At 39.3% G+C, this 19,135-nt stretch carries 20 protein-coding genes; 12 read left to right on the top strand and 8 right to left on the bottom strand.

The annotated features are described in order from the left end of the window. Nucleotides 1-145: 145 nt before the first annotated feature. The 6 genes from G6053_RS00670 to G6053_RS00650 all read right to left on the bottom strand — a co-directional run bounded on the left by G6053_RS00670 (nucleotide 146) and on the right by G6053_RS00650 (nucleotide 2,887). Nucleotides 146-646 (bottom strand): redoxin domain-containing protein, encoded by a 501-nt coding sequence (locus G6053_RS00670; protein ID WP_165305213.1) that lies wholly within the window; start codon nucleotides 644-646, stop codon nucleotides 146-148. A gap of 119 nt (nucleotides 647-765) precedes the next feature. Beyond that, nucleotides 766-981 carry a hypothetical protein gene (locus G6053_RS00665; RefSeq protein ID WP_165305212.1) on the bottom strand — a complete coding sequence of 72 codons (216 nt, stop codon included), beginning with the start codon at nucleotides 979-981 and terminating at the stop codon, nucleotides 766-768. A gap of 19 nt (nucleotides 982-1,000) precedes the next feature. Next, on the bottom strand, nucleotides 1,001-1,528 hold the full coding sequence (locus tag G6053_RS30545) for a transposase (protein WP_206531845.1): 528 nt from the start codon (nucleotides 1,526-1,528) through the stop codon (nucleotides 1,001-1,003). A 67-nt stretch (nucleotides 1,529-1,595) separates the two neighbouring features. After that, on the bottom strand, nucleotides 1,596-2,078 hold the full coding sequence (locus G6053_RS30540; RefSeq protein WP_206531844.1) for a transposase: 483 nt from the start codon (nucleotides 2,076-2,078) through the stop codon (nucleotides 1,596-1,598). 225 nt (nucleotides 2,079-2,303) lie between these two features. Beyond that, nucleotides 2,304-2,684 carry an ISAs1 family transposase gene (locus G6053_RS00655; RefSeq protein ID WP_346774530.1) on the bottom strand — a complete coding sequence of 127 codons (381 nt, stop codon included), beginning with the start codon at nucleotides 2,682-2,684 and terminating at the stop codon, nucleotides 2,304-2,306. Nucleotides 2,685-2,689: 5 nt separating this feature from the next. Continuing rightward, the gene (locus tag G6053_RS00650) at nucleotides 2,690-2,887 is read right to left on the bottom strand and encodes a transposase family protein (protein WP_165305211.1); all 198 of its coding nucleotides are present in this window, start codon (nucleotides 2,885-2,887) and stop codon (nucleotides 2,690-2,692) included. A 220-nt stretch (nucleotides 2,888-3,107) separates the two neighbouring features. Between G6053_RS00650 and G6053_RS00645 the strand changes: the two genes are divergently transcribed. From G6053_RS00645 to G6053_RS00600, 10 genes are all read left to right on the top strand, one after another. Then, on the top strand, nucleotides 3,108-4,784 hold the full coding sequence (locus tag G6053_RS00645) for a tetratricopeptide repeat protein (protein ID WP_165305210.1): 1,677 nt from the start codon (nucleotides 3,108-3,110) through the stop codon (nucleotides 4,782-4,784). 245 nt (nucleotides 4,785-5,029) lie between these two features. After that, nucleotides 5,030-5,425 (top strand): hypothetical protein, encoded by a 396-nt coding sequence (locus G6053_RS00640; RefSeq protein WP_165305209.1) that lies wholly within the window; start codon nucleotides 5,030-5,032, stop codon nucleotides 5,423-5,425. A 30-nt stretch (nucleotides 5,426-5,455) separates the two neighbouring features. Next, entirely contained in the window at nucleotides 5,456-6,805 is a 1,350-nt protein-coding gene (locus G6053_RS00635; protein ID WP_165305208.1) for a hypothetical protein, read from the top strand. 37 nt (nucleotides 6,806-6,842) lie between these two features. Next, nucleotides 6,843-8,495: an MAC/perforin domain-containing protein gene (locus G6053_RS00630; RefSeq protein ID WP_165305207.1), complete on the top strand. Its 1,653-nt coding sequence runs from the start codon at nucleotides 6,843-6,845 to the stop codon at nucleotides 8,493-8,495. A 70-nt stretch (nucleotides 8,496-8,565) separates the two neighbouring features. Continuing rightward, nucleotides 8,566-8,970: a hypothetical protein gene (locus G6053_RS00625; RefSeq protein ID WP_165305206.1), complete on the top strand. Its 405-nt coding sequence runs from the start codon at nucleotides 8,566-8,568 to the stop codon at nucleotides 8,968-8,970. 219 nt (nucleotides 8,971-9,189) lie between these two features. Next, on the top strand, nucleotides 9,190-9,942 hold the full coding sequence (locus tag G6053_RS00620) for a TMF family protein (protein ID WP_165305205.1): 753 nt from the start codon (nucleotides 9,190-9,192) through the stop codon (nucleotides 9,940-9,942). A 137-nt stretch (nucleotides 9,943-10,079) separates the two neighbouring features. Further along, nucleotides 10,080-10,358 (top strand): helix-turn-helix domain-containing protein, encoded by a 279-nt coding sequence (locus tag G6053_RS00615; protein ID WP_165305204.1) that lies wholly within the window; start codon nucleotides 10,080-10,082, stop codon nucleotides 10,356-10,358. Beyond that, on the top strand, nucleotides 10,351-10,668 hold the full coding sequence (locus G6053_RS00610; protein ID WP_165305203.1) for a hypothetical protein: 318 nt from the start codon (nucleotides 10,351-10,353) through the stop codon (nucleotides 10,666-10,668). Before G6053_RS00615 ends, G6053_RS00610 begins: the two co-directional genes overlap by 8 nt. After that, nucleotides 10,661-11,215, top strand: coding sequence for a BfmA/BtgA family mobilization protein (locus G6053_RS00605; RefSeq protein WP_165305202.1), 555 nt, complete (start codon nucleotides 10,661-10,663; stop codon nucleotides 11,213-11,215). Before G6053_RS00610 ends, G6053_RS00605 begins: the two co-directional genes overlap by 8 nt. A gap of 5 nt (nucleotides 11,216-11,220) precedes the next feature. Beyond that, complete coding sequence (locus G6053_RS00600) at nucleotides 11,221-12,198, top strand: DUF5712 family protein (protein ID WP_165305201.1); 978 nt, start codon at nucleotides 11,221-11,223, stop codon at nucleotides 12,196-12,198. Nucleotides 12,199-12,618: 420 nt separating this feature from the next. On the opposite strand, the gene G6053_RS00595 is transcribed toward G6053_RS00600, so the two are convergent. Continuing rightward, the gene (locus G6053_RS00595; RefSeq protein WP_165305200.1) at nucleotides 12,619-13,827 is read right to left on the bottom strand and encodes a hypothetical protein; all 1,209 of its coding nucleotides are present in this window, start codon (nucleotides 13,825-13,827) and stop codon (nucleotides 12,619-12,621) included. A 409-nt stretch (nucleotides 13,828-14,236) separates the two neighbouring features. Further along, nucleotides 14,237-14,605 carry a helix-turn-helix domain-containing protein gene (locus G6053_RS00590; protein ID WP_165305199.1) on the bottom strand — a complete coding sequence of 123 codons (369 nt, stop codon included), beginning with the start codon at nucleotides 14,603-14,605 and terminating at the stop codon, nucleotides 14,237-14,239. Nucleotides 14,606-15,251: 646 nt separating this feature from the next. Here G6053_RS00590 and G6053_RS00585 point away from each other — a divergent pair. Together G6053_RS00585 and G6053_RS00580 are read left to right on the top strand one after the other, a co-directional pair. After that, nucleotides 15,252-15,944, top strand: a complete 693-nt coding sequence (locus G6053_RS00585; RefSeq protein WP_165305198.1) for a hypothetical protein — start codon at nucleotides 15,252-15,254, stop codon at nucleotides 15,942-15,944. Continuing rightward, entirely contained in the window at nucleotides 15,916-19,131 is a 3,216-nt protein-coding gene (locus G6053_RS00580; protein WP_165305197.1) for a SusC/RagA family TonB-linked outer membrane protein, read from the top strand. Before G6053_RS00585 ends, G6053_RS00580 begins: the two co-directional genes overlap by 29 nt. Nucleotides 19,132-19,135 lie beyond the last annotated feature (4 nt).

The raw sequence follows: 19,135 nt of genomic DNA, 5'->3' as shown, positions 1-19,135 counted from the left end.
AATATGGTTTGAATTTAGCGGCGATAAGCTATATATCTATTAGGCTATATATCCAAATCATTAACTTTATGGTTATATAGCAATTTTGAGCCTTTGCTATTTATTAACAAAAGGCTCAAAATAATTTTTTTAAAAATTTATGCTATCAAAATGGTGATTTCCACATGTATTTCTCAGGAACAGTAGTGATTTTGTCGGCGATAATCTTCTCTAGAATAGGTTCAATATCTATGGTTGCATCGGTAATTCCAACCAAAGTCCCGTCGTTTATCCATGCCGAAGGGCCCGTAACTGGTATACCACATAAATATGCATTTAGCAGGTGCACTTCTGGGCCTATAAGCTGAGGCGAAGTCCAGCCCTTTTTTCTAGTAGTTAGTTCAGCCTTGTAGTCATAATCAAGCATAAGTCCGACAGATTGGACATGATCGCGATACTTTGGCTGCAGTTGTTTCCATTTATCCATCGAAGCCAAGCAGGGGGGACACCAGGTTGCCCAAAAGTCTAGAACGAGCATCTTGTCTGCCGAAAGTTCTCTCAGTGTGATGCTGTCCCTTCCATATATGTCGTTGACGATACGTATAGGTAGATCCATGATGTCGTCCGGTACCTTTTGCCCGATTTTAAGCGGAGATATCCGGTCCATCTTTATATTATATTCAAACAAGGGATACTTTATAAGGTCAGCGTCAGGGTTAAAATGTAATATTTGTCTCCGGATATCATCCTTATTTGTGCTAGAAACAAAATTAGAAATATTCTCTCTTATAATCTTTTTGTCTGTGCAATAGGATATTTTGTTCCTTGATTGTGCAAGAGTTTCTCCATTAAACAAAGAGATAAAGAAAATAGTAAAAAATAGTAGTGAAAGACCGTTGCAAAAGTTTCTGGATTTCTCTTTTGCATGTTTTTATGTTTTTGGATTTCTAAAATTTGATTTTTTTCGCGAAAAACAAGTTCATTTTTGCTTACAAAGCTCATTTCGAGCTTTATTTGGGGATTAATTTCCCGTTTTTATTGCATTGGACACAATTATCCCGGGTGAGCGGTACAGATTATATGCTATTGCTTCCATTAAGTTCTGCGTATGCATCTTTGCTATCCCTTTATAGCTTGCACAGCTGGAATGAAACCATCGCTTAATACTACCAAAGGTTCGCTCTACTTTAAATCGGGTTTTCCCGATCAACTTGTTCCTCAATATTTCTATCGGACATAATGACACACCTTTTTTAGCTTTGTGCAGGATTCTGCTCTTGAGTTTATTGCGTTTTAGCATTTGCTCATTCTTTGCAGAACGATAGCCTTTGTCGCCGTAGACGGGAATGTTTTCAGGTAAATCCGCGGAGGCTATAACTTCTTCCAGATTCGTAATTTCGTTCACGTTAGCCGGGGTGGTAACCACGCCTATTACAAGGCCTTCGGTATCGGTGAGGTAATGCTTCTTATAGCCATAGCGTGTTTTTCCCGCCTTCTTTATCCATCTAGCTTCGGCATCTACACCGGGTTGCTCTTGTTTGATCAACAATTGCTCTTGTTTTTCTGCAGATAGGTCTTCTTCAGAACGACTCTCTTGGGAGCGGTCCGTTTCAATTTCATACCTTGTTTTTCCTTTTAGGTTTTAAAGGTGAATCAATTATGCTTGCAGCAACAATAGCACCCGTTTTTACGATGATTGAATGCTTGATGAGCTGCTTGTTCAATTCTTTGAAAAGCTTCTCATAAACCGATTTCTCTGTCAGTTCGCTGCGAAACCGGCTTATGACACTGTGGTCAGGAACACGTTCGTCCAGGCTGATGCCCACAAAACGGCTAAAAGAGATACTGTCGTTCACCCGATCCTCAAGCTCATAATCACTCAGGCCATACCATGTCTGCAATAAAGTCATCTTAAACAACACCAAACCGGGATAACTCGGTCTTCCTGTAGCACTTTCTCCTTTTTGGTAATGTTTATTGATGATATTTGAAATCGGACGCCAATCGATCAATAGGTTCATCTGATCAAAAAAATCCCGCTTGATTTTACGCGTTTGAACCATATAATCTACAAAACCTAATTTTTGCTCTCTTTTCATAAAGCTAATATACAGAAAAAATACCAAAAACTAATACAAATAATTGAAAATCAAATTGTTAAAATAATTCTTCCCCTGCAACGGTCTTAATCTTTCTGTACAACACCTCATTAAGTTTGGGGCAGACAGCGCTGTATAAGCTTCTCAAATTTTTCATGAGTAAGATTTAGATTGTTCCATCCGGCTTTTTTTCTTTTCGCTTTCAGACTGGATTTACCGGATACATCAGCTTTTAGAATGTTGAGTGCCAGTTTTCTCACGATGGAGAAATTTTGGGCGGCCCTCCTCTTTGAAACGGAACTGGTTGACCACTTGGCCGTACAGCTCTTTCTGGTTCCGTTTTAATGCCAGGATATAACCACCCTTTTGTTCTACTATTTTACGGGCAATATCCTTCTGGATTCCCATGGCGTCAATACTGACCACCGCTCCCTGAATATAAAGCAATGACAACAGTTCTGGTATGGCCGTGATTTCATTGCTCTTGTCCGCTACCTTCTGTTGGCCCAAAACAAGTTGATTTCGGTCGCTCCAGGCACTCACCATATGTAAGGCCCCCAAACCATCCTGTTTGCTGACACTGTTGCGGAGACTTTTGCCATCGATGACGATCAGATCAGGTCCTTTTCTTCAGCGGATTCAAGACCTTGGAGACTTTCTCTCAGTTCGGCAGTCCAAGCACGGAAACAGCGTTCAAACAAAGCACGGGCAATCATCATAAAAACACGGCTGAATGTATCATGGCTGGGATTATTGCCTGTCCGAGGATCAGGAATCCATTTAAAATGTCTTTGAAGCGATATTTCCATAAAAAAAACAAATAAACGGCTATTTACCCGACTGGGACCATTCCCGAACTAAAAAGATACTCGCAATTTACAAACATCTGTGAACAAAACGACCGATTTCTAGCGTTTCTTATCCGTCGGCCCTACTTAAATGGGTTATTTTTTTGCATAAATTCGAAAATTCCATTATTTTTGACGAAAATATATCAGCAATTTGGAGGGTTAAAATATTGATAATAATATGAAGTTAAAGATTGTTGTTTTTTTCCTATCGTTATATGTGATATTATTATTTTCTTGTCGATCTAAAAGCCATCCAACGGCTTTACTTATGGAGGCTAGAAATCTTGCTGAAAGTTCTCCCCAAAAGGCTATGAGGCTAATAGATTCAATACCAAATCCTGCAAGCAATTTGGATAAGGAAGAATATATGTCTTATCTAGTGACTCGTGTCCAAGTTTATTATAAAAATTTTCGTGATATTTCTGATGATACGCTTATTTTCGAAGCTCGAGACTATTATGATCGTAAAAAAACAGATGTTGGGAATTTACGTTTTCTAGCTCACTTCTACAGTGGTAGCGTGTTCCGTGATCAAAAAAATTACTTTAAAACTGTCGAAGAATATAAGCGAGCTCTTTCCATTGCTAAAAGTCAAGATAATCAAATTCACCAAGCATTTGTATTATATAATTTAGGTGATCTTTACTTCGAAAAAAGAACCTATGATATTTCTTTAGCATATTATAAGGAAGCGTCTATAAAATATAAAAATGACAAACCAAAGCAAGCACTTTCTTTACAGGCAGCTGGGCAATCATTTCTGCTGAAAGGAGAAATAGATTCCGCTTTAGTGTATTTTGATAAGGCACTAATGCTAATTAGACAATTCCAGAATAAACTGGAAGAGGCAAAATGCTTACAGAATATTTCAGTGGCCCTATTTGAAAAGGGAGACTTTTTAAGATCCATTAGTTTTCTATATACCGCTAAACAGATTGATCCGGATTCTACTGCCGAAGGACGTTATCAGCTTAATTTAGCCCGAACCTATAAAGCTGCGAAAATTTTAGATTCCGCAGAATTTTATAGTGGGAAGCTAAAAAATTCAATCACAGGAAATTCAGACTCAAATTTTAAAGCTGCTGCAAGTAAATTCCTTGCGGAGAACTATATTGATAAAAAAAAATATCAATTAGCAATACACTATATGCAACTAAAGGATAGTTTAATGTTGCAAATAATAAGGAATACAAATGTTCAGGAACTAGCCAATGCCGAACGTAGATTTGATTTAGAGACAAAAAAATCACAATTAGCAAATGAAAAAACTAGAAACTACAGACTTGGACTGATCTTGACATTAAGTTTTCTAATTATTTTGATCATTGGGTTAATTGTTCTGTATTTGTCTCTCAAACAGAGGAGGCAGAAAGAAGAGAATATACGACAAAAGGAAGAGAATGTCAAACTGCAACAGCAATCTGAAAGAAATGAATGTCTAATTCAAGTTTACAGAAATCATATCGGGAACACAGCAACATTTAAATCTCAAATTAATAATCTTATAGTGAAATACTCGCGTAAAGATATTAAGGATCCTAGAATTGGTTTTGAAAAAATAAGAGAAACTGTCGAAGATATGGAGGTAAATATTCATTCAGGATATACCTCATTTATCACCAATTATCTCAAATCGTTAGACTTATTACGTGGAGTCGAAGTTCCTCAATTAAAACTAGAAGATCAATTACTGATTACATTATTGCATGCTAATTTTGAGCACACAGAAATAGCTGGATTGCTCCAGATTAAAAGTCACGCGCTTACAACCCGAAAATCACGTTTGAAATCGAAGCTACAAATTATTGGTCTTTCAGATTCACAAATATCCGAGATATTTGAACCTAACAAATAACTCGATCATTTAGAATCGCACTTTCTTAAATTTAATCTATAACAGATTCTATTTGTTTAATCCCTCATTTTTGAAATCGTCCTTTTGTTGAGTATTCTTCCAGTCACAGAGGAGTGTGTAATAATTTGAATTACAATTATTTAAGCATTTACTTGCCTCACATTTACCTCACGCAATCACTCCGTATTTTTTAAGATCATTTACCCCTTTATATTTGCCGGAGTATTAACTTATAATAACTAGATATGAAAGTATTATTTGCTTTATTATTAAGCACTATTGCATTTTCTCCTTGCAAGGCGCTTAATAATACTCAAGATGATCACACTAGCACACAAGCTGAAAAAAAGAAGCAGGAGATTGATTGTACAGGGCACCTTCCTCCCAGCAGCCCAAACCGAAAAGGAGGAGAAGCTCTTAAAGCATTTTTAATTGATAATGGTGTATTGGTTGAATATTATTCTAATGTTGGAATAGTAGATTTCGTAATCGAAGCGGAGGATGGCACAATAGTTCGCAGTTATTCTTCGAGTAGTATGGGCGGTGATACCACTATCTCAACTATTGGACTAACCACAGGTAGTTATATCCTAAAAATATGCAATACAAATGGTTTCCTTATAGGAAAGTTCAACTTATAAAAAATAAATAGAAAATATCAAATTCTAATCATGAACAAAACAAAATTTATAATAGCCCTATCTACTATGTTTTTAATTTTCTCCTGTAAACAAAATGACGTTTTACAAGAAAATATAGTAGAAAAAGAAACAATAAAGATGTTTGCAAAGACGATGTCTGATTCGTTGGCTAAGAAGGGCTCCATCGTACCCATTAAGGTAAATCCTGACTCAATTAAATCAAAATTATTTGGTAAAAATCAGAATAAGACGTTCAGTCTAATGAATGGTTTATTTTATGACCCTTATTTGTCATCAAATATGTATGCTCTTAGGGATATGCCATTAACTTTTCAAGCCAGAGGAGGAGGTGCAAACTCTGCAAATAGATTTTTACAAACCAATGGACGTGGTAAAGAGCTGGTTTTAACCTCTTCAGATAACCCCTCAACCACAAACTTTAAAGTACGGGTCTTACCTGCAAGCTCAGGGATACCATACCTTATCTACTCTTTCCAGGAAAATACACCAATAAGTGTTGGACAATATTCTAATGCTCCAAATAATAAGGTCTTATTCCTTTTAAATGATGAAAGTGGATCTTTATACAATGCGTCTTGGGATTTGATCGCATCGTCAAGTAATCCTGGATATTTTGCGATAGAAAGCCAATCTTACCTTGAACAAGGTCCTGGTGGAATGTGGGACATATTTTATAATGTAGTAGAACTAAAAGATGCGGCCAAAATAGGATATGGTAAATATTCCAACAAACCTCAGCAAGATTTTTTAATAACCCCCAGAAGCAAGTTTACGCTAAGCTCAATGGAGTATGTTAATGATTATAATGCCACAGTAACAAAAGGGCCAGATATTATTTTAAAGGGCAGTTATACAAACACTGGTTATTCCAATCTTTCCTATGATATTGAATGTTTGAAATCTGAATTTTTGTCTTCTAATTTTTCAGTTAACAAGTCTATTAATTTCCAATTTGAAAATATAGCACAAAAATTTAAACGACCTTCGGTATTACAAGGGGTAATTAACTTAAATCCAGGATCAAATATTGAAGCTGATGTTTCTTTAAACTCAACTGGTTATACAAAAAATATGCTCACCAAAGTGCCATTTCTTATATCTCCTCGTACAAAAGTTGCGATAGACTATAAAGTTGCATCTTATACCGTGTCTGTTGATTTCGTCGCAATCGCCACATATCAAGATCGCGAAGTAAAGATAAGTGGGCGTTGGACTGGAAGGGTGATAAGTGATGAATATCCTTTAAGTGACCATAGTTATATAATAACTGACATAGACACAGGAGCGCCAAAAATGGTCAAACTTCCAAATCCAAACTTGAATCTTAATGCGGTAAATAAACCTTTAGCTGTTCAATAACAAATTGAGGAATAATTTCGCACAGAAAAACATAAAAATGAAAAAATACTTCATCTATATTGCTTTACTTTCGCTTATCGTTTCCTGTAAGCAAAATGACCTTTTCAACGATACTGTCAGACAGGAACAAACTGAGGATATCATATTCCAGGCGAGGAACTCCAAACTCCCAGGAGCGTTATCTCGGTCAACTAAAAAGAAAAGTACAAATCAGTTCAATACACAAAATACTACCTCATTACCAATAGATGCATATTCGGGACGTGGTTACACAGTAGGGAATGGCATTCTAGGGAGCGTCGATAACGTCAGAAGACAAATTCTTGATTTTAATAAACTTCAGACAAACGGATTAATAGTAAAGGACCCCATTAAGAAAACCAATATTGAATCTTTTGCCTTCTCTGATTTTCAGCGATATGCTAGTTGGACTAATATTACAAAAAAAGTATCCGCTGGATTTAATCTCAATTTGGGGTTATTCAGCTTAGGCGCTAAGAGAACCACAACAGAGAAATTCTCGAATAATACGATGGAAACGTCTCGCAGTGTAAGTGGACAATTAAACATCGAAGTTCGAGATGCAATGTATCGAATGGATTTATCCCCAAGTAGTATGAGGAGAATCGCGTCAGGATATATGGATAGTTGGTTTTTGGATGATCTTTACAATTCTACGATTGTTGATGTTTTAAATACTTACGGTCCATTTGTAATTACTGGATATTACTCTGGAGGAAGAGCTAGTGCTACATACTATGGGACTCATAAATTCAGCGCCGATTCTACAAATAAGGAAAAAGATATGCAAACTGATATTACCGCATCTTACAAATGGGGAGGAAAGGGCGATACCACTAACTCAGTAAGTGCCAATTTCGGTTTTGGAAGAAATACAGGCAACGGTAGTTCATTTCAGTCGAACATTGAGTCGACCTCTTATATTATTGAGACAACTGGTGGAGCTTATGACTTTCAGGTTCGGACACCGCCAACGGAAATAAAAAATTCTAATATTGATCTTTCTCAATGGCTTTCTTCTCTGAACAATGTAAGTAATCATGCGTTCTCTGGGCTAGCAGATCAAGGACTTAACCCTATTTCTGATTTTATGTTGGAAGCTAATTTTAAACGAAGGTTGCAGGATACCCATTTAGGATATTTTAATACCAATACATTTGTTGAGCCGTTCATAGAAATTGTAAAAGTTTTGGTGAGAACAACAGGATCGGGCGAACGCCTCTACGATATTGCCGCTGTTTTAAATACAAGGCAAGGAGATAAGATTATTTTAGGAAAAGGAGCGGCAGCCAATGCTACTGACGCTGATTTAAGGGCAAATAATACACCCTCTATTTTTGCTGCCAAAAGTCAAGCGCTCGCAAATGAAAAGATGAATTTCTATCAATGTTTGATTAAGTCGAATGAAAGTACAACAATCCTACCTTTCTTACGGATTCCACTTAGTATCAATATTGCGAATGTTAGCGAAAGCCGAATGCTTAAATTTTATAACACTGAATCGGATATGTGGTATATTTATGATCCCGTGGGTTTAACTGCGTATTCTTTCTATTTGGACGATTATATACTAGAAGTCTATGGAATGAAGGATTGGTTCGATACATTGCAGGAAAAGACTATTTCCATGACGAATCTTTATCAAAGATACACAATAATTGGTTTGTAATTCAATGTTCTGCCAACTTCGTTGGCAGAACAATTTTTTATTATTTTTACATTTAATTAATCAATACAACATGAAAAAAGTAATGTACATAATGGTTATTTTGGTCGGCTCTATATTAACTGGCTGCAATAAAGATGAGACATCTAAACCTATATTTGAATTTAATAAGAATACTATTAAACAGACTGGATGGAAGGGAACACTTCGAATCAACTTCAAGGATGAAACGAGTGAAGAAGAAATCAGCATGCTATTTCTGGATGATAAAGTGGGACGATATGAATATAAAAAAACACAAACTGGTGGCTTTGACTATGATATTGATGGTAAGCTATTAAGAATATGGGGGTTACAAAGCAATAAACTAGAAGGCGACTGGATGTTAGTTGAATTCACTGAAAACAAATTAATACTAAAGGATGAACTATACTCAGAACAATATAACAAAACTCTGGAACTTACACGAGATTATTAGCGTAATACAATGCCACGTAATTCATCAATAATGTGCCCCCAAATAATATCATTGAAATGGCCTCTACTTATTGAGGCCTCTTTCAAATTTAGTATCTCAAATATGCAATAGTTGTATTAATATATACACTAAGTTGAACTATTATGTGAGTTATTCAAAAATATCACCTCAGATAGCTTAGAATAATTACACATAAATATTTTTGGTAAAATTAGATCCATGCCACAATACTATTTTAAAGTAAGGAAAGTATTCGATTTAAGGCCCCATCCATTTGCGATAGGAACGATAAAAGGAGTCCCCAGTGGATACGAGGACAACCATTTTCTTTTAAAGATCTATGGTTTAAAACGGGAGGTATTTGGCGACTACTATCAGTACCATCTGGAATATTATCTTTCCGGAGGAAACCGTTCAGAAAAGGAGTTTTTTTCCCATGTGTGGCATATCGTTTCCGATAGGATTGATTACTTTAAAGGCCAGAGTCCCTATTCTTCTAAGCATCCGCTCTATGTTTCAAATATCGGAAAGCTGAATGAATTTCTGGATTTTCTTGCACCATTGGACAAATGGAACATCAGACCAAATGATATACTCATAAAAGAAAAAGACGAAGAGATCAGCAAACTGCGAACAGAGTTGGAAACCCTACAGAAGAAACTGGCCGATCTAGAAAAATACGAGGTGTCTGTCAAACCGATGGTACAGGACGACCATCTTCCCACTTTTATCGACCTGCTCCAACAGATGAAAAACCTGACACTTCCGAATGGAAGGAAGCTATTGGTCAGCGACTACGAAAGCCCTTATTACAAAATGGTATCGAAATATTTCGTCTACAATGGCAAAGATATACCTGTCAATACCGTTCGGAATTATTTCGTACAGAAAGATCCAAAAGATTCCATGAAAGGTGTCAAAATCCCCGATTACAAAAAGCTGTTCAAGATAATACCCATAAAACAAGGATAATAGCGATCCTGTTCGATTGCTGAACATGACCAGCGGAGTTTGATGGTCATCCAGACTATCGTCCCAGCATCCAATTTTGTAGCAATGGCAAGGCACAGAAAAAGCCACGCCCAGATTGTTCACAAAATTAGTTTGCTATGGTATTTGACATCCTGACAAAAGAAGACTTACAGCAGTTCAAGAAAGAACTGTTCGAAGAGATCAGACAGGTCTTAAGAAGAGAAAACCCAGTTGGCAGTGGAGATAAGGAATGGCTCCGCAGCAGGGAGGTCAGAAAGAAACTGGATATATCTCCCGGAACCTTGCAGAACCTACGGATCACGGGCATCCTACCCTTTAAAAAGATCGGGGGCAGCATGTATTATCGCAGCAGTGATGTCGATAAAATGATGGAAGGAGGTAATTCCAATGGATAATAGCATTCAGGATCATTACTTTAGTTCATATTTGGAGCAAACCGCAAAAGATAGCAGATTGCTTCCATCGCACATTGGACTGCTCTTGGCAATGTTCTATTATCACCAGAAAGAGCGTCCCGGGGATTTCTTTCATTCCAGCCGTAAAAAGCTGATGCATTTTTCACGTATAAAGTCCATTGCGACCTATCATAAATGCCTTTCCGATCTCATCCTTTATGGCTACGTGGATTACATCCCCTCCTGGCATCCGACAAAAGCCAGCAGGTTCCGGTTTATTATCGACAATAATCACGATGACAATGGCTAGATCAGATGAGAACACACGGTCTGTCCGCTTCCCGGTGGAGGTGGATGGTCGTCTGGCACTGCTCTCGCGTAAACTGGGCAGGACCAAGCGCCAATTGGTGATGGAGATGGTCGATTATTTTTACAGGAGCAAGAAAGACCCTGCCGACCTGAATGACGAGGTTTTGAAAAAAGAACTCTCCAGTGGGGTAAGCCGTATTCTTTCCTTTATCCGAAAACAGGAGACCGACCTATTGGTTCCCCTATATTCCATGCTGGACGAGCTCGGTGCTGTCACCAAACAACAATCCGGTCTAATTGACCTGATTTCCGATGAACATCAGAAATCGTCCGAATTTCTAAAGGCAAATACAGAATATCTCGGGAGTCTGGACAAAATCCTTAAAAAGATATTTCTGGGTATTACACAAGGACAGGAATTAAAGGATGGTTTCAGGAGGATCCTTGAACATTACATTGCGCAGCGGGAAACACTCGGATGGCCTGTGTCAGCGACAAAAAAAGAGGAACTGGCAAGACAGGTCAGGGAAGCACTGGATAAAATTTAGCCGTTATGTATATCAATATCACGGATTCCGAAACAGGAAACAACAAAGGAAGTTGTGGCGATCTTGTCGCCTATCTGGAAAAAGAAAACCGCCTACCCAATAACAAAAAACAGGAACACTGGTTCGACGGTGGGCGGAACGATATTAAACCCCATGAGGTGCGCATCGGGATTGATGGCAATATTGCCAAACTGGGCAGGGAGGACAGTAAGTTCTTCCTGCTCAATATCAGTCCCAGCAGAAAGGAGATCGATTTCCTGCTGGCTACTTTTGGCGAGGATGGTGCAAAAGAAAGATTAAAGGAATATGCTGAACGGATCATGGATGAATATGCACGCAATTTTAAACGGCCGGGAATAGAAAACAACAAAGATCTGTTATGGTTCGCCAAACTGGAAAACTACCGCTATTATAGCTACAAAGATAGAGAGGTCAAGAACGGCACAAAAAAAGAGGGACAGCGCAAAGAGGGCCTACAGATGCACATACAGGTTATCGTCAGCCGAAAGGACATCACCAACCGTATAAAACTGAGTCCACAGAACAAGTCCCGGGGCAAGAATGTGGAACATTCAAAAAAGCTCGGACAGTTTGACCAGATGGCCTTTAAGCAGTCAGGAGAAACTGTCTTTGACAGGATGTTCGGATTCGATAGAAAATTGAAAGAAACTTTGCAATATGCGAATACCATGAAGAATGGCAATGCGGAACAGAAAGCACGGCTTCATACCTTTGGCAGGCTTCTAGAAAGAGGGGCTATCCCAAAAATGGAAGATGGCTGGACAGATAGGATACTTGCTAACCCCACTCAGGACAGGCCTGCCGTACTTGGGGATATATTATCCTCATTTGCCGCAAATGGACTTGGACTCCTGGATATTCTTCTTGATCCTGTTCAGGAGTTTGGGGGGCAGGGAACGGTCACTGATGAGGAAGAAAGGAGAAGAAAACGAAAGAAGAAAAAACGGGGCCTGCAAAGGTAAAAAAGCTATTCGATTGATTGTGAAAGTGGTATAGAACAATGATCCAGCATGATATAAAAATCATCTCTTGGATCATTTTAGCGGCTTCCCCCATGCCACCTCGTTTAATTTATTCAGTAAATCTAGGATAGATATATGGTTTACTGAATATTAACAAAAGCTTATATACATCAAAGGATATAAACACATATCTACTGTTACATATTGCCGGCGATATGGAAATCCATCGTTACCGCTTCTACAAATTTACCCACAATGGCACAAAGGTCAAGGGTATAGTAAACGCCCCGACGCATAGTCCCCTCGCTGGCGCCCTTGACCCAATTGTGCCGTCTTGCCTTTTGGTTGCCTAAGCGGTGAGTATGGGATGGTGTGTTCCGATTTAAGTCTCGTTAAAAAGTGAATATTTTGGTCGCTTCTTTATTTCAGCATGGACATATAACGATATATAAAATCGGGGCTCTTGAGCTGCTCCTTCCCATATTTATTGATCTGATCGGCATATTGCATCAGTGATCCACAGCCGGCCTTATTAAAAAGTTTCCGCAGCCCTCTGTCCCCTGAAATATCATAAAGCAGAAAAGCATCCATGCAGTCGATCATCAGGTGTTTTCTGTCCAGCAGTTTCAATTTTGTCATTTCTTCCAGCCTATTGCCCTCCGGTGTTCCAGAATTGGTCAGGAAGAGAAAAGTCCGGATCAGCCACTTGTCCCGCTGGAGGGAGATGACAAAGTATCCTACTTTGTAGGTTGCAAGATAACATTCCAGTAGTACATAATCCTTTTTTACAATGGTTTTAGCTGTACCTTCCCGTATGATATATCCAATATAGGCCTGCACATATCCCCGCCAAAAAACTGCCCGTTCTTCAAAACGTTCAAGTGCATGCTGCTGGGCGTATATCGGTAGAGCGATATCATCGTCGACATTGATTAATCCCAGCTGGCTCGGTCTGATGAAGATCCAGTCAAACTCATCTACTTTGGTCGCTGAGGGCACTCCCATGCGGACAACCGTTCTCTTCTTTCCGTCAACATCCTGCAGAGCGGTGGAATGGGACAGCCTATGCACATGGATTTCGTTTGTCCCGCCGAACTGTTCAACCGCCATCCGGTCAAAACTGAACCGTACAGTACCTTTATAAAAATCATAGAGCTGCAGGTCATTGAGGCTCATGATCTTGATGATCTTCATCCGCTGCTCGGCGAACCATTCGGTAGTGGTAAAATAGGGTGCGAAAACTTCCCTTAATCTGGAAAACCCTTTTATTCTGCCACCGACCCTATACTGGATATAATGCAGGAGCACCAATGCATCGGTCAGAAAACGGGCATAGGAAATCTTCTCGCCCAATAAGGTCTCGACATGTTGGCCACTGAGCAGCTCAGCCAAAGTCTGTTTATAGCTTCTCAGTTCTTCGGCATTCAGGACACGTTTGCCGTGGGATACCACCCTAATATCGGGATAACGATATAGATATAAAAGACGTAGGCTACTTTCTGGCAGTAATTCGAAATATCCCATACCGACCATTTTCTCGCAGATAATGCGTAAGCGATGGTAAAACACCTGCCGGCGGGCCTGTTCTTTTTGGCCATAATTGGTTTTTCTGTGGCTGGATTTACTCATATGCATTCCTCTTAATTGACAAGCAGATAGCTTATTTTCACTTTTGGAGTGATATAAATACCCGTTAAGTTAATAAAATTTAGGTATAATACCAACTATTATTAAGCTAAAATGGGCTTCGCCCAAATTGACTCTTCCTCTCTAAGTCAGAGACGGGAGTTTAAATATGATAATTTGGTACATATCAGATTCACCATAAAATCAAGATCGCCCATTGGGTGTGCGAAGACGAGAGCCCCAGAATTTTAATTCAATTATTATCTAGAAAGGTTCGATTTTAGCAGTAACATTAAGCTAACCTAATAATAGGCAATTTTGCTATTAGGCAGGTAATCGGAATCTACATAAATAACTACAATACAATGTGATACATTATCGCAGGACAAGAAATATTAATACCAAAACTCAATTATTTTTGACGTAACCTTTCTTCAAGTTCAACAATATATTTCCGTTGTAATAAGAGAATTTCTTCATTCTTGTCTAACAATGAGTCTTTAAGATTTAGTTGCTCTTTTAACTCGTTGATTTTTTGTTCCCAATTACTGATTTCCAAATCTCTAAAAACTTTAAAGGGACCTTCATTATAATAATATGCCAGAAAATCATGATTTAACACCAACGCTATTTCCTTTAAAAGTTCAATATCAATCGTAGAGCGCCTATAAATACTCGCCACACCTTGTTTAGTTTTATTGATTTTATCACCGAGTTGCTGCTGGCTGAATCCTTGTTCAGTTGCAACTTTTTTTATTATTTGTCCAATACTAATTTCCATAAGACAAATATTAGTTTACTGTAAATCTTAATTGGCAGCCTAAAGAATCTAATAAGTTTACTTTTGAATGTTTTTATTTTACTTTATCAAATGTTATTCTTATATTTGAGTAAGAAGTAGGTGGAAATTTACTTACAACTCTCATTCTAAATGGGATTTGTACACAGTATATTAGCTATCTTTTCTGGCTTTATCATAGTATTGATTAGTCCTCCCCAGGCAAAATAGGAAGCTAATCGAGGCAAGTGAAGCCCCATGCCGTGCATGTTAAATTTTATCATAAATTTGCATGATTGAGCGGCATGGTGTGCTCACTCGCTTTTCCAAACCTGCCTGGGGAGGGAGCGAGCAGAGGCCCATGTCGCTTAATTATTTTTAGACCTCCTCGCTCATAACTTATTAAAACAAGAGTTATGAACCATAAAAAACAATTACTTCAAAATTTATCCTGCCCACCCGAATGATCGGGTGAGATAACCCTATACTGCTCCCTTTCTGTCCCGACCGAATCCGTCATAAATTTTCCAAGGGCTGGGGGGCTATTTTTATAACCCTAAAAACAGACCAATTTTCATCGAAAAAATTAACGCTATCTGCGTAACGGCTAAGCTATGCCCTGATTTTTCGACCATAAACAGACCATAATATGATCACAATAATACGCTTAATACTAAAAGATATACTAAAAACACGCCTTTACAGCGGAAACAACCTGTCAAAGGTACTCACGGCAATTTTCGTTTTTATGTTTAGTTTATGTTCAGCACAGTCCGTGGAAACACGGGCTGATGTGGAATCTAACCTCAAAGTACCTACCGGTGGGATAGTGATAGGCGACAGTCTTCCAGAAGCCTTTTGGCGACAGGAATTAAAAATTGTAAACCATCCCTATAATAATCCAACCTTAAAACTTGCGGACTATAGGCAGCATCTATTAGTGTTGGATTTTTTGAATACGGCCTGTGTTGCCTGTATCAAATCGGTAGATAAATGGAATTTACTTCAACCGGAATACCGTCATGAGGTCAAAGTAATACCCATACATCTATATGGCGATAATGACAAGATCCTGCCGCTGGCCCAACAAAGGGAATGGAAAATGCCTATCGCAACAGGAAATTCGGCCGATACGACCATTAATCAATTGTTCTATGCTTTTCGCAGCTTTGGACAGGTATGGATAAAAGATGGTAAATTGGTAGCTATTCCACACAATAAAGATGTATCCCCTGAGCTGATCGGACGGGCGTTATCCCGTCGTCCATTGGGTATTGAAATGAATGATTTTCTGACTTATTTTGATAAACGTTATGGGATGGCAGATCGTAATAAGAAATAGTACTTTATTGGTACTGTTCAGTCTGATGGCGTTACAGGCTGTTGGACAGGTCGCAGGTTACGTTTTTGATAGGTACGACCAGCCCCTTTCGGGGGCGACAATAACATTTGTGAAAAATGGAAAGTCGGTCAAGACCAATATCAACGGTTATTTTAAGATAACTAACCTGAACTTGCCCGATAGTATGGCGGTTAGATATCTTGGATATGCTACCAGAATGGAGGTGCTCAATACGGGCAGTTCAGATTTGAGGATATACTTGGAGAAAATAACCAGGTCAATTGAAGAAGTACAGGTCGTTAATACAGGATTTTATCAGATCCCCAAAGAAAGGGCAACAGGTTCATTCAGTGTAGTGGACAATAAACTCCTGAACCGATCAGTAGGGGGAAATATCCTGCAACGGTTGGATGGTATCTCATCAGGAGTACAGTTTGTCACGCCGGGTGGTACGGATGCATCTGACATCAGGGTACGTGGACTTGCTACTATCCAATCGGACGCAAGTCCCCTGATCGTTGTCGATAATTTCCCATATGATGGCGACATTACGTCCATTAACCCGAATGATATAGAAAACGTTACGGTACTGAAAGATGGTGCTGCGGCTTCCATTTGGGGAGCAAGGGCTGGAAACGGTGTGATCGTTATCACCACCAAAAAAGGAGGATATAATCAAAATGGGCAGATAACGTTCAACAGTAATATAACTATTGGACAAAAACCTGACCTGCTGTACAGCAGAAATCGACTTCCGTCGGAGACAGTGATGGAAATTGAAAAAGAGAAGTATGAAAAAGGTGGATATTATTTGGAAAACGAACAACAGTCAGCATTTCCCGAATATGTCGAAATGCTGATAGCCTTGGATAAAGGAACCATAACCCAGCAGGAATTTAGCCGTCGGGAAGCTATTCTGAAGAATACTGAGGTACGTCGGGAAGCAATGAAATATCTTTATCAGCCATCCGTATACGAACAGTATAGTTTAAATGCCCGTGGCGGGGCTGATCGTTTTACATACTATCTTTCAGGTGGCTACGACAAAAACAGGACGAATGTCATCGGCGATGAAGCAGAACGTTTGAACCTGAATATACGGAATACATTCAGGCCGTTTAAAGCTATGGAGCTGTCCGCCACCCTTTGGTATAGTAAGCAGGCGGGAAGAAATGATGGTATCAGTATCAATGACCTGTTTGGCGGATACGCACATATTGGACTTTCTCCATATACCAGGTTGATGGACGAGAATGGAAAACCGCGTTCCATAATAAAAGACTACAGAGAAACATACATAGACCAGTCGGAAAATAATGGTTTGCTGGACTGGAAATATCGTCCATTGGATGAACAGAGGCTTACGCAGAGAAAAAGCGGGAGCGATGAACTCCGTGCCGATCTTTCCATGCGCTATTCTTTTCTCGACAATTTCGTTGCAAGTCTCACCTATCAGTATATCAAGGGAACCAACAATAACAGTACGCTATATGATAAAAACAGTTACTATGTTCGGAATCTGGTGAACCGTTTTACACAGGCCGACGGTTCACTGATCGTTCCATACGGGGGGATATTCCAAGAATGGAGCCCGTCTTCGCTTCATAGTAATTCAGGGCGTGTACAGTTGGATTATAACCGGCAATTCGGCTCCGACCATCAGTTGATAGCGCTTGCTGGCGCAGAGATAAGAGAGATTGTAAAAGACAAGGTTCCGGGATATACCTTATATGGCTATGACGCAGATCTGATGCTGGGGACTAATTTACTGGATTTTACAAAGAGTTACGATACTTACCCGTACAGTACGGGCATGCTTCCCCAGATGGAGGATAGGAAAGAACGGATAAATGACCGCTATCTTTCCTATTACGGGAACGCCAGCTATACTTATAGGAACCGTTATATCTTGTCCACCTCCCTTCGTTGGGACGGTTCCAATCTTTATGGTGTCAAAACAAATCAAAAAGGCACTCCTTTATGGTCAATTGGAGGAAGTTGGGAATTGAGCAGGGAACATTTTTACGGGATTCCCGAAATTGAATATATGCGGCTGAGAATGACCTATGGTAAATCTGGGAACACCAATAGAAATGTCAGTGCATTTCCCGTGATATATTATTGGGGAAAGGATTATAAAACGCAGCTGGAAACAGCAGCGATCCAGAGTATAGGCAATCCTTCGTTGAAATGGGAAAATGTAGGGATATGGAATATCGGGCTGGACTGGCGGAGCAAAAAGAATATATTTTCAGGTGCATTGGAGTATTACTTCAAGAAATCAACCGATTTGATAGGCGCTGATGTAATGTCTCCCTCTACAGGAGTTTTCCCGGGATCATCGGCAGAAAGTTCTAATCTGATAAATTATGCCGATATGTCCGTACGAGGATTTGATATTCAGCTTAATGCAAATATTTTAAAGGGGTATTTAGGCTGGAATACAGCAGTGCTGTTCTCATTCGTGAAAAATAGAGTGAGCCGATATCGCCGAAATCCAGATTTACAGCTTGCCGACTATCTGGTGCGTCCGGTACCGGTTGAGGGCAGGAGCAGGGACGCACTCTATTCGATCCCTTGGCTCGGTCTTGACAGCGAAACGGGGCTGATGAATATGTATGTAGATGGGGAAAAGACCAATAGCTATGAAGAATATTACAAAAGTCTTTCATTTGATGATCTTATCAATACAGGTGTGACTGTACCTACCAAGTTCGGTTCTATCAGAAATGAATTCACCTGGAAAGGGCTTACTTTGTCGATCCTGTTGACGGGAAAGTTCGGGTATGTCTTTAAAAGAACGTCCATCGCATCAGGAGGGCAAATGTCATATCTGAATTATAACATGGACTATTTGTCCAGATGGCAGAAAAAAGGCGATGAAAAATGGACTGATGTGCCCGCAAAGGCAGATAAGGTCGATCGCTATGATGACATATATACGGAATCTGAGATATTAGTCTCAAACGGGAACCATATCCGTTTACAGGATATCCGACTGAGCTATGATCTCGGGAATATCATAGGGAATAGAAACAGGTCAGTCCGAAATCTAAACCTGTTCGCATACGCACGTAATCTCGGTATAATCTGGAAATCCGAACGTAGGGCTATTGATCCCGATTATGCCAATGCTGAATATGTAACGCCTAGAATTTTTGCATTTGGTTTTACCATTAACTTTTAATGCG

The sequence above is a fragment of the Sphingobacterium sp. DR205 genome, from assembly GCF_011064245.1.
Taxonomy (GTDB): Bacteria; Bacteroidota; Bacteroidia; order Sphingobacteriales; family Sphingobacteriaceae; genus Sphingobacterium; species Sphingobacterium athyrii.
This window is presented reverse-complemented; position numbering and strand designations above follow the sequence as displayed.

Coding starts and splice junctions, on each gene's coding strand:
- G6053_RS00670 (WP_165305213.1), bottom strand. CDS start 646: ATGGACCGGATATCTCCGCTTAAAATCGGGCAAAAGGTACCGGACGAC.
- G6053_RS00665 (WP_165305212.1), bottom strand. CDS start 981: ATGAGCTTTGTAAGCAAAAATGAACTTGTTTTTCGCGAAAAAAATCAA.
- G6053_RS30540 (WP_206531844.1), bottom strand. CDS start 2,078: ATGAAAAGAGAGCAAAAATTAGGTTTTGTAGATTATATGGTTCAAACG.
- G6053_RS00650 (WP_165305211.1), bottom strand. CDS start 2,887: ATGGAAATATCGCTTCAAAGACATTTTAAATGGATTCCTGATCCTCGG.
- G6053_RS00645 (WP_165305210.1), top strand. CDS start 3,108: ATGAAGTTAAAGATTGTTGTTTTTTTCCTATCGTTATATGTGATATTA.
- G6053_RS00640 (WP_165305209.1), top strand. CDS start 5,030: ATGAAAGTATTATTTGCTTTATTATTAAGCACTATTGCATTTTCTCCT.
- G6053_RS00635 (WP_165305208.1), top strand. CDS start 5,456: ATGAACAAAACAAAATTTATAATAGCCCTATCTACTATGTTTTTAATT.
- G6053_RS00630 (WP_165305207.1), top strand. CDS start 6,843: ATGAAAAAATACTTCATCTATATTGCTTTACTTTCGCTTATCGTTTCC.
- G6053_RS00625 (WP_165305206.1), top strand. CDS start 8,566: ATGAAAAAAGTAATGTACATAATGGTTATTTTGGTCGGCTCTATATTA.
- G6053_RS00620 (WP_165305205.1), top strand. CDS start 9,190: ATGCCACAATACTATTTTAAAGTAAGGAAAGTATTCGATTTAAGGCCC.
- G6053_RS00615 (WP_165305204.1), top strand. CDS start 10,080: ATGGTATTTGACATCCTGACAAAAGAAGACTTACAGCAGTTCAAGAAA.
- G6053_RS00610 (WP_165305203.1), top strand. CDS start 10,351: ATGGATAATAGCATTCAGGATCATTACTTTAGTTCATATTTGGAGCAA.
- G6053_RS00605 (WP_165305202.1), top strand. CDS start 10,661: ATGGCTAGATCAGATGAGAACACACGGTCTGTCCGCTTCCCGGTGGAG.
- G6053_RS00600 (WP_165305201.1), top strand. CDS start 11,221: ATGTATATCAATATCACGGATTCCGAAACAGGAAACAACAAAGGAAGT.
- G6053_RS00595 (WP_165305200.1), bottom strand. CDS start 13,827: ATGAGTAAATCCAGCCACAGAAAAACCAATTATGGCCAAAAAGAACAG.
- G6053_RS00590 (WP_165305199.1), bottom strand. CDS start 14,605: ATGGAAATTAGTATTGGACAAATAATAAAAAAAGTTGCAACTGAACAA.
- G6053_RS00585 (WP_165305198.1), top strand. CDS start 15,252: ATGATCACAATAATACGCTTAATACTAAAAGATATACTAAAAACACGC.
- G6053_RS00580 (WP_165305197.1), top strand. CDS start 15,916: ATGGGATGGCAGATCGTAATAAGAAATAGTACTTTATTGGTACTGTTC.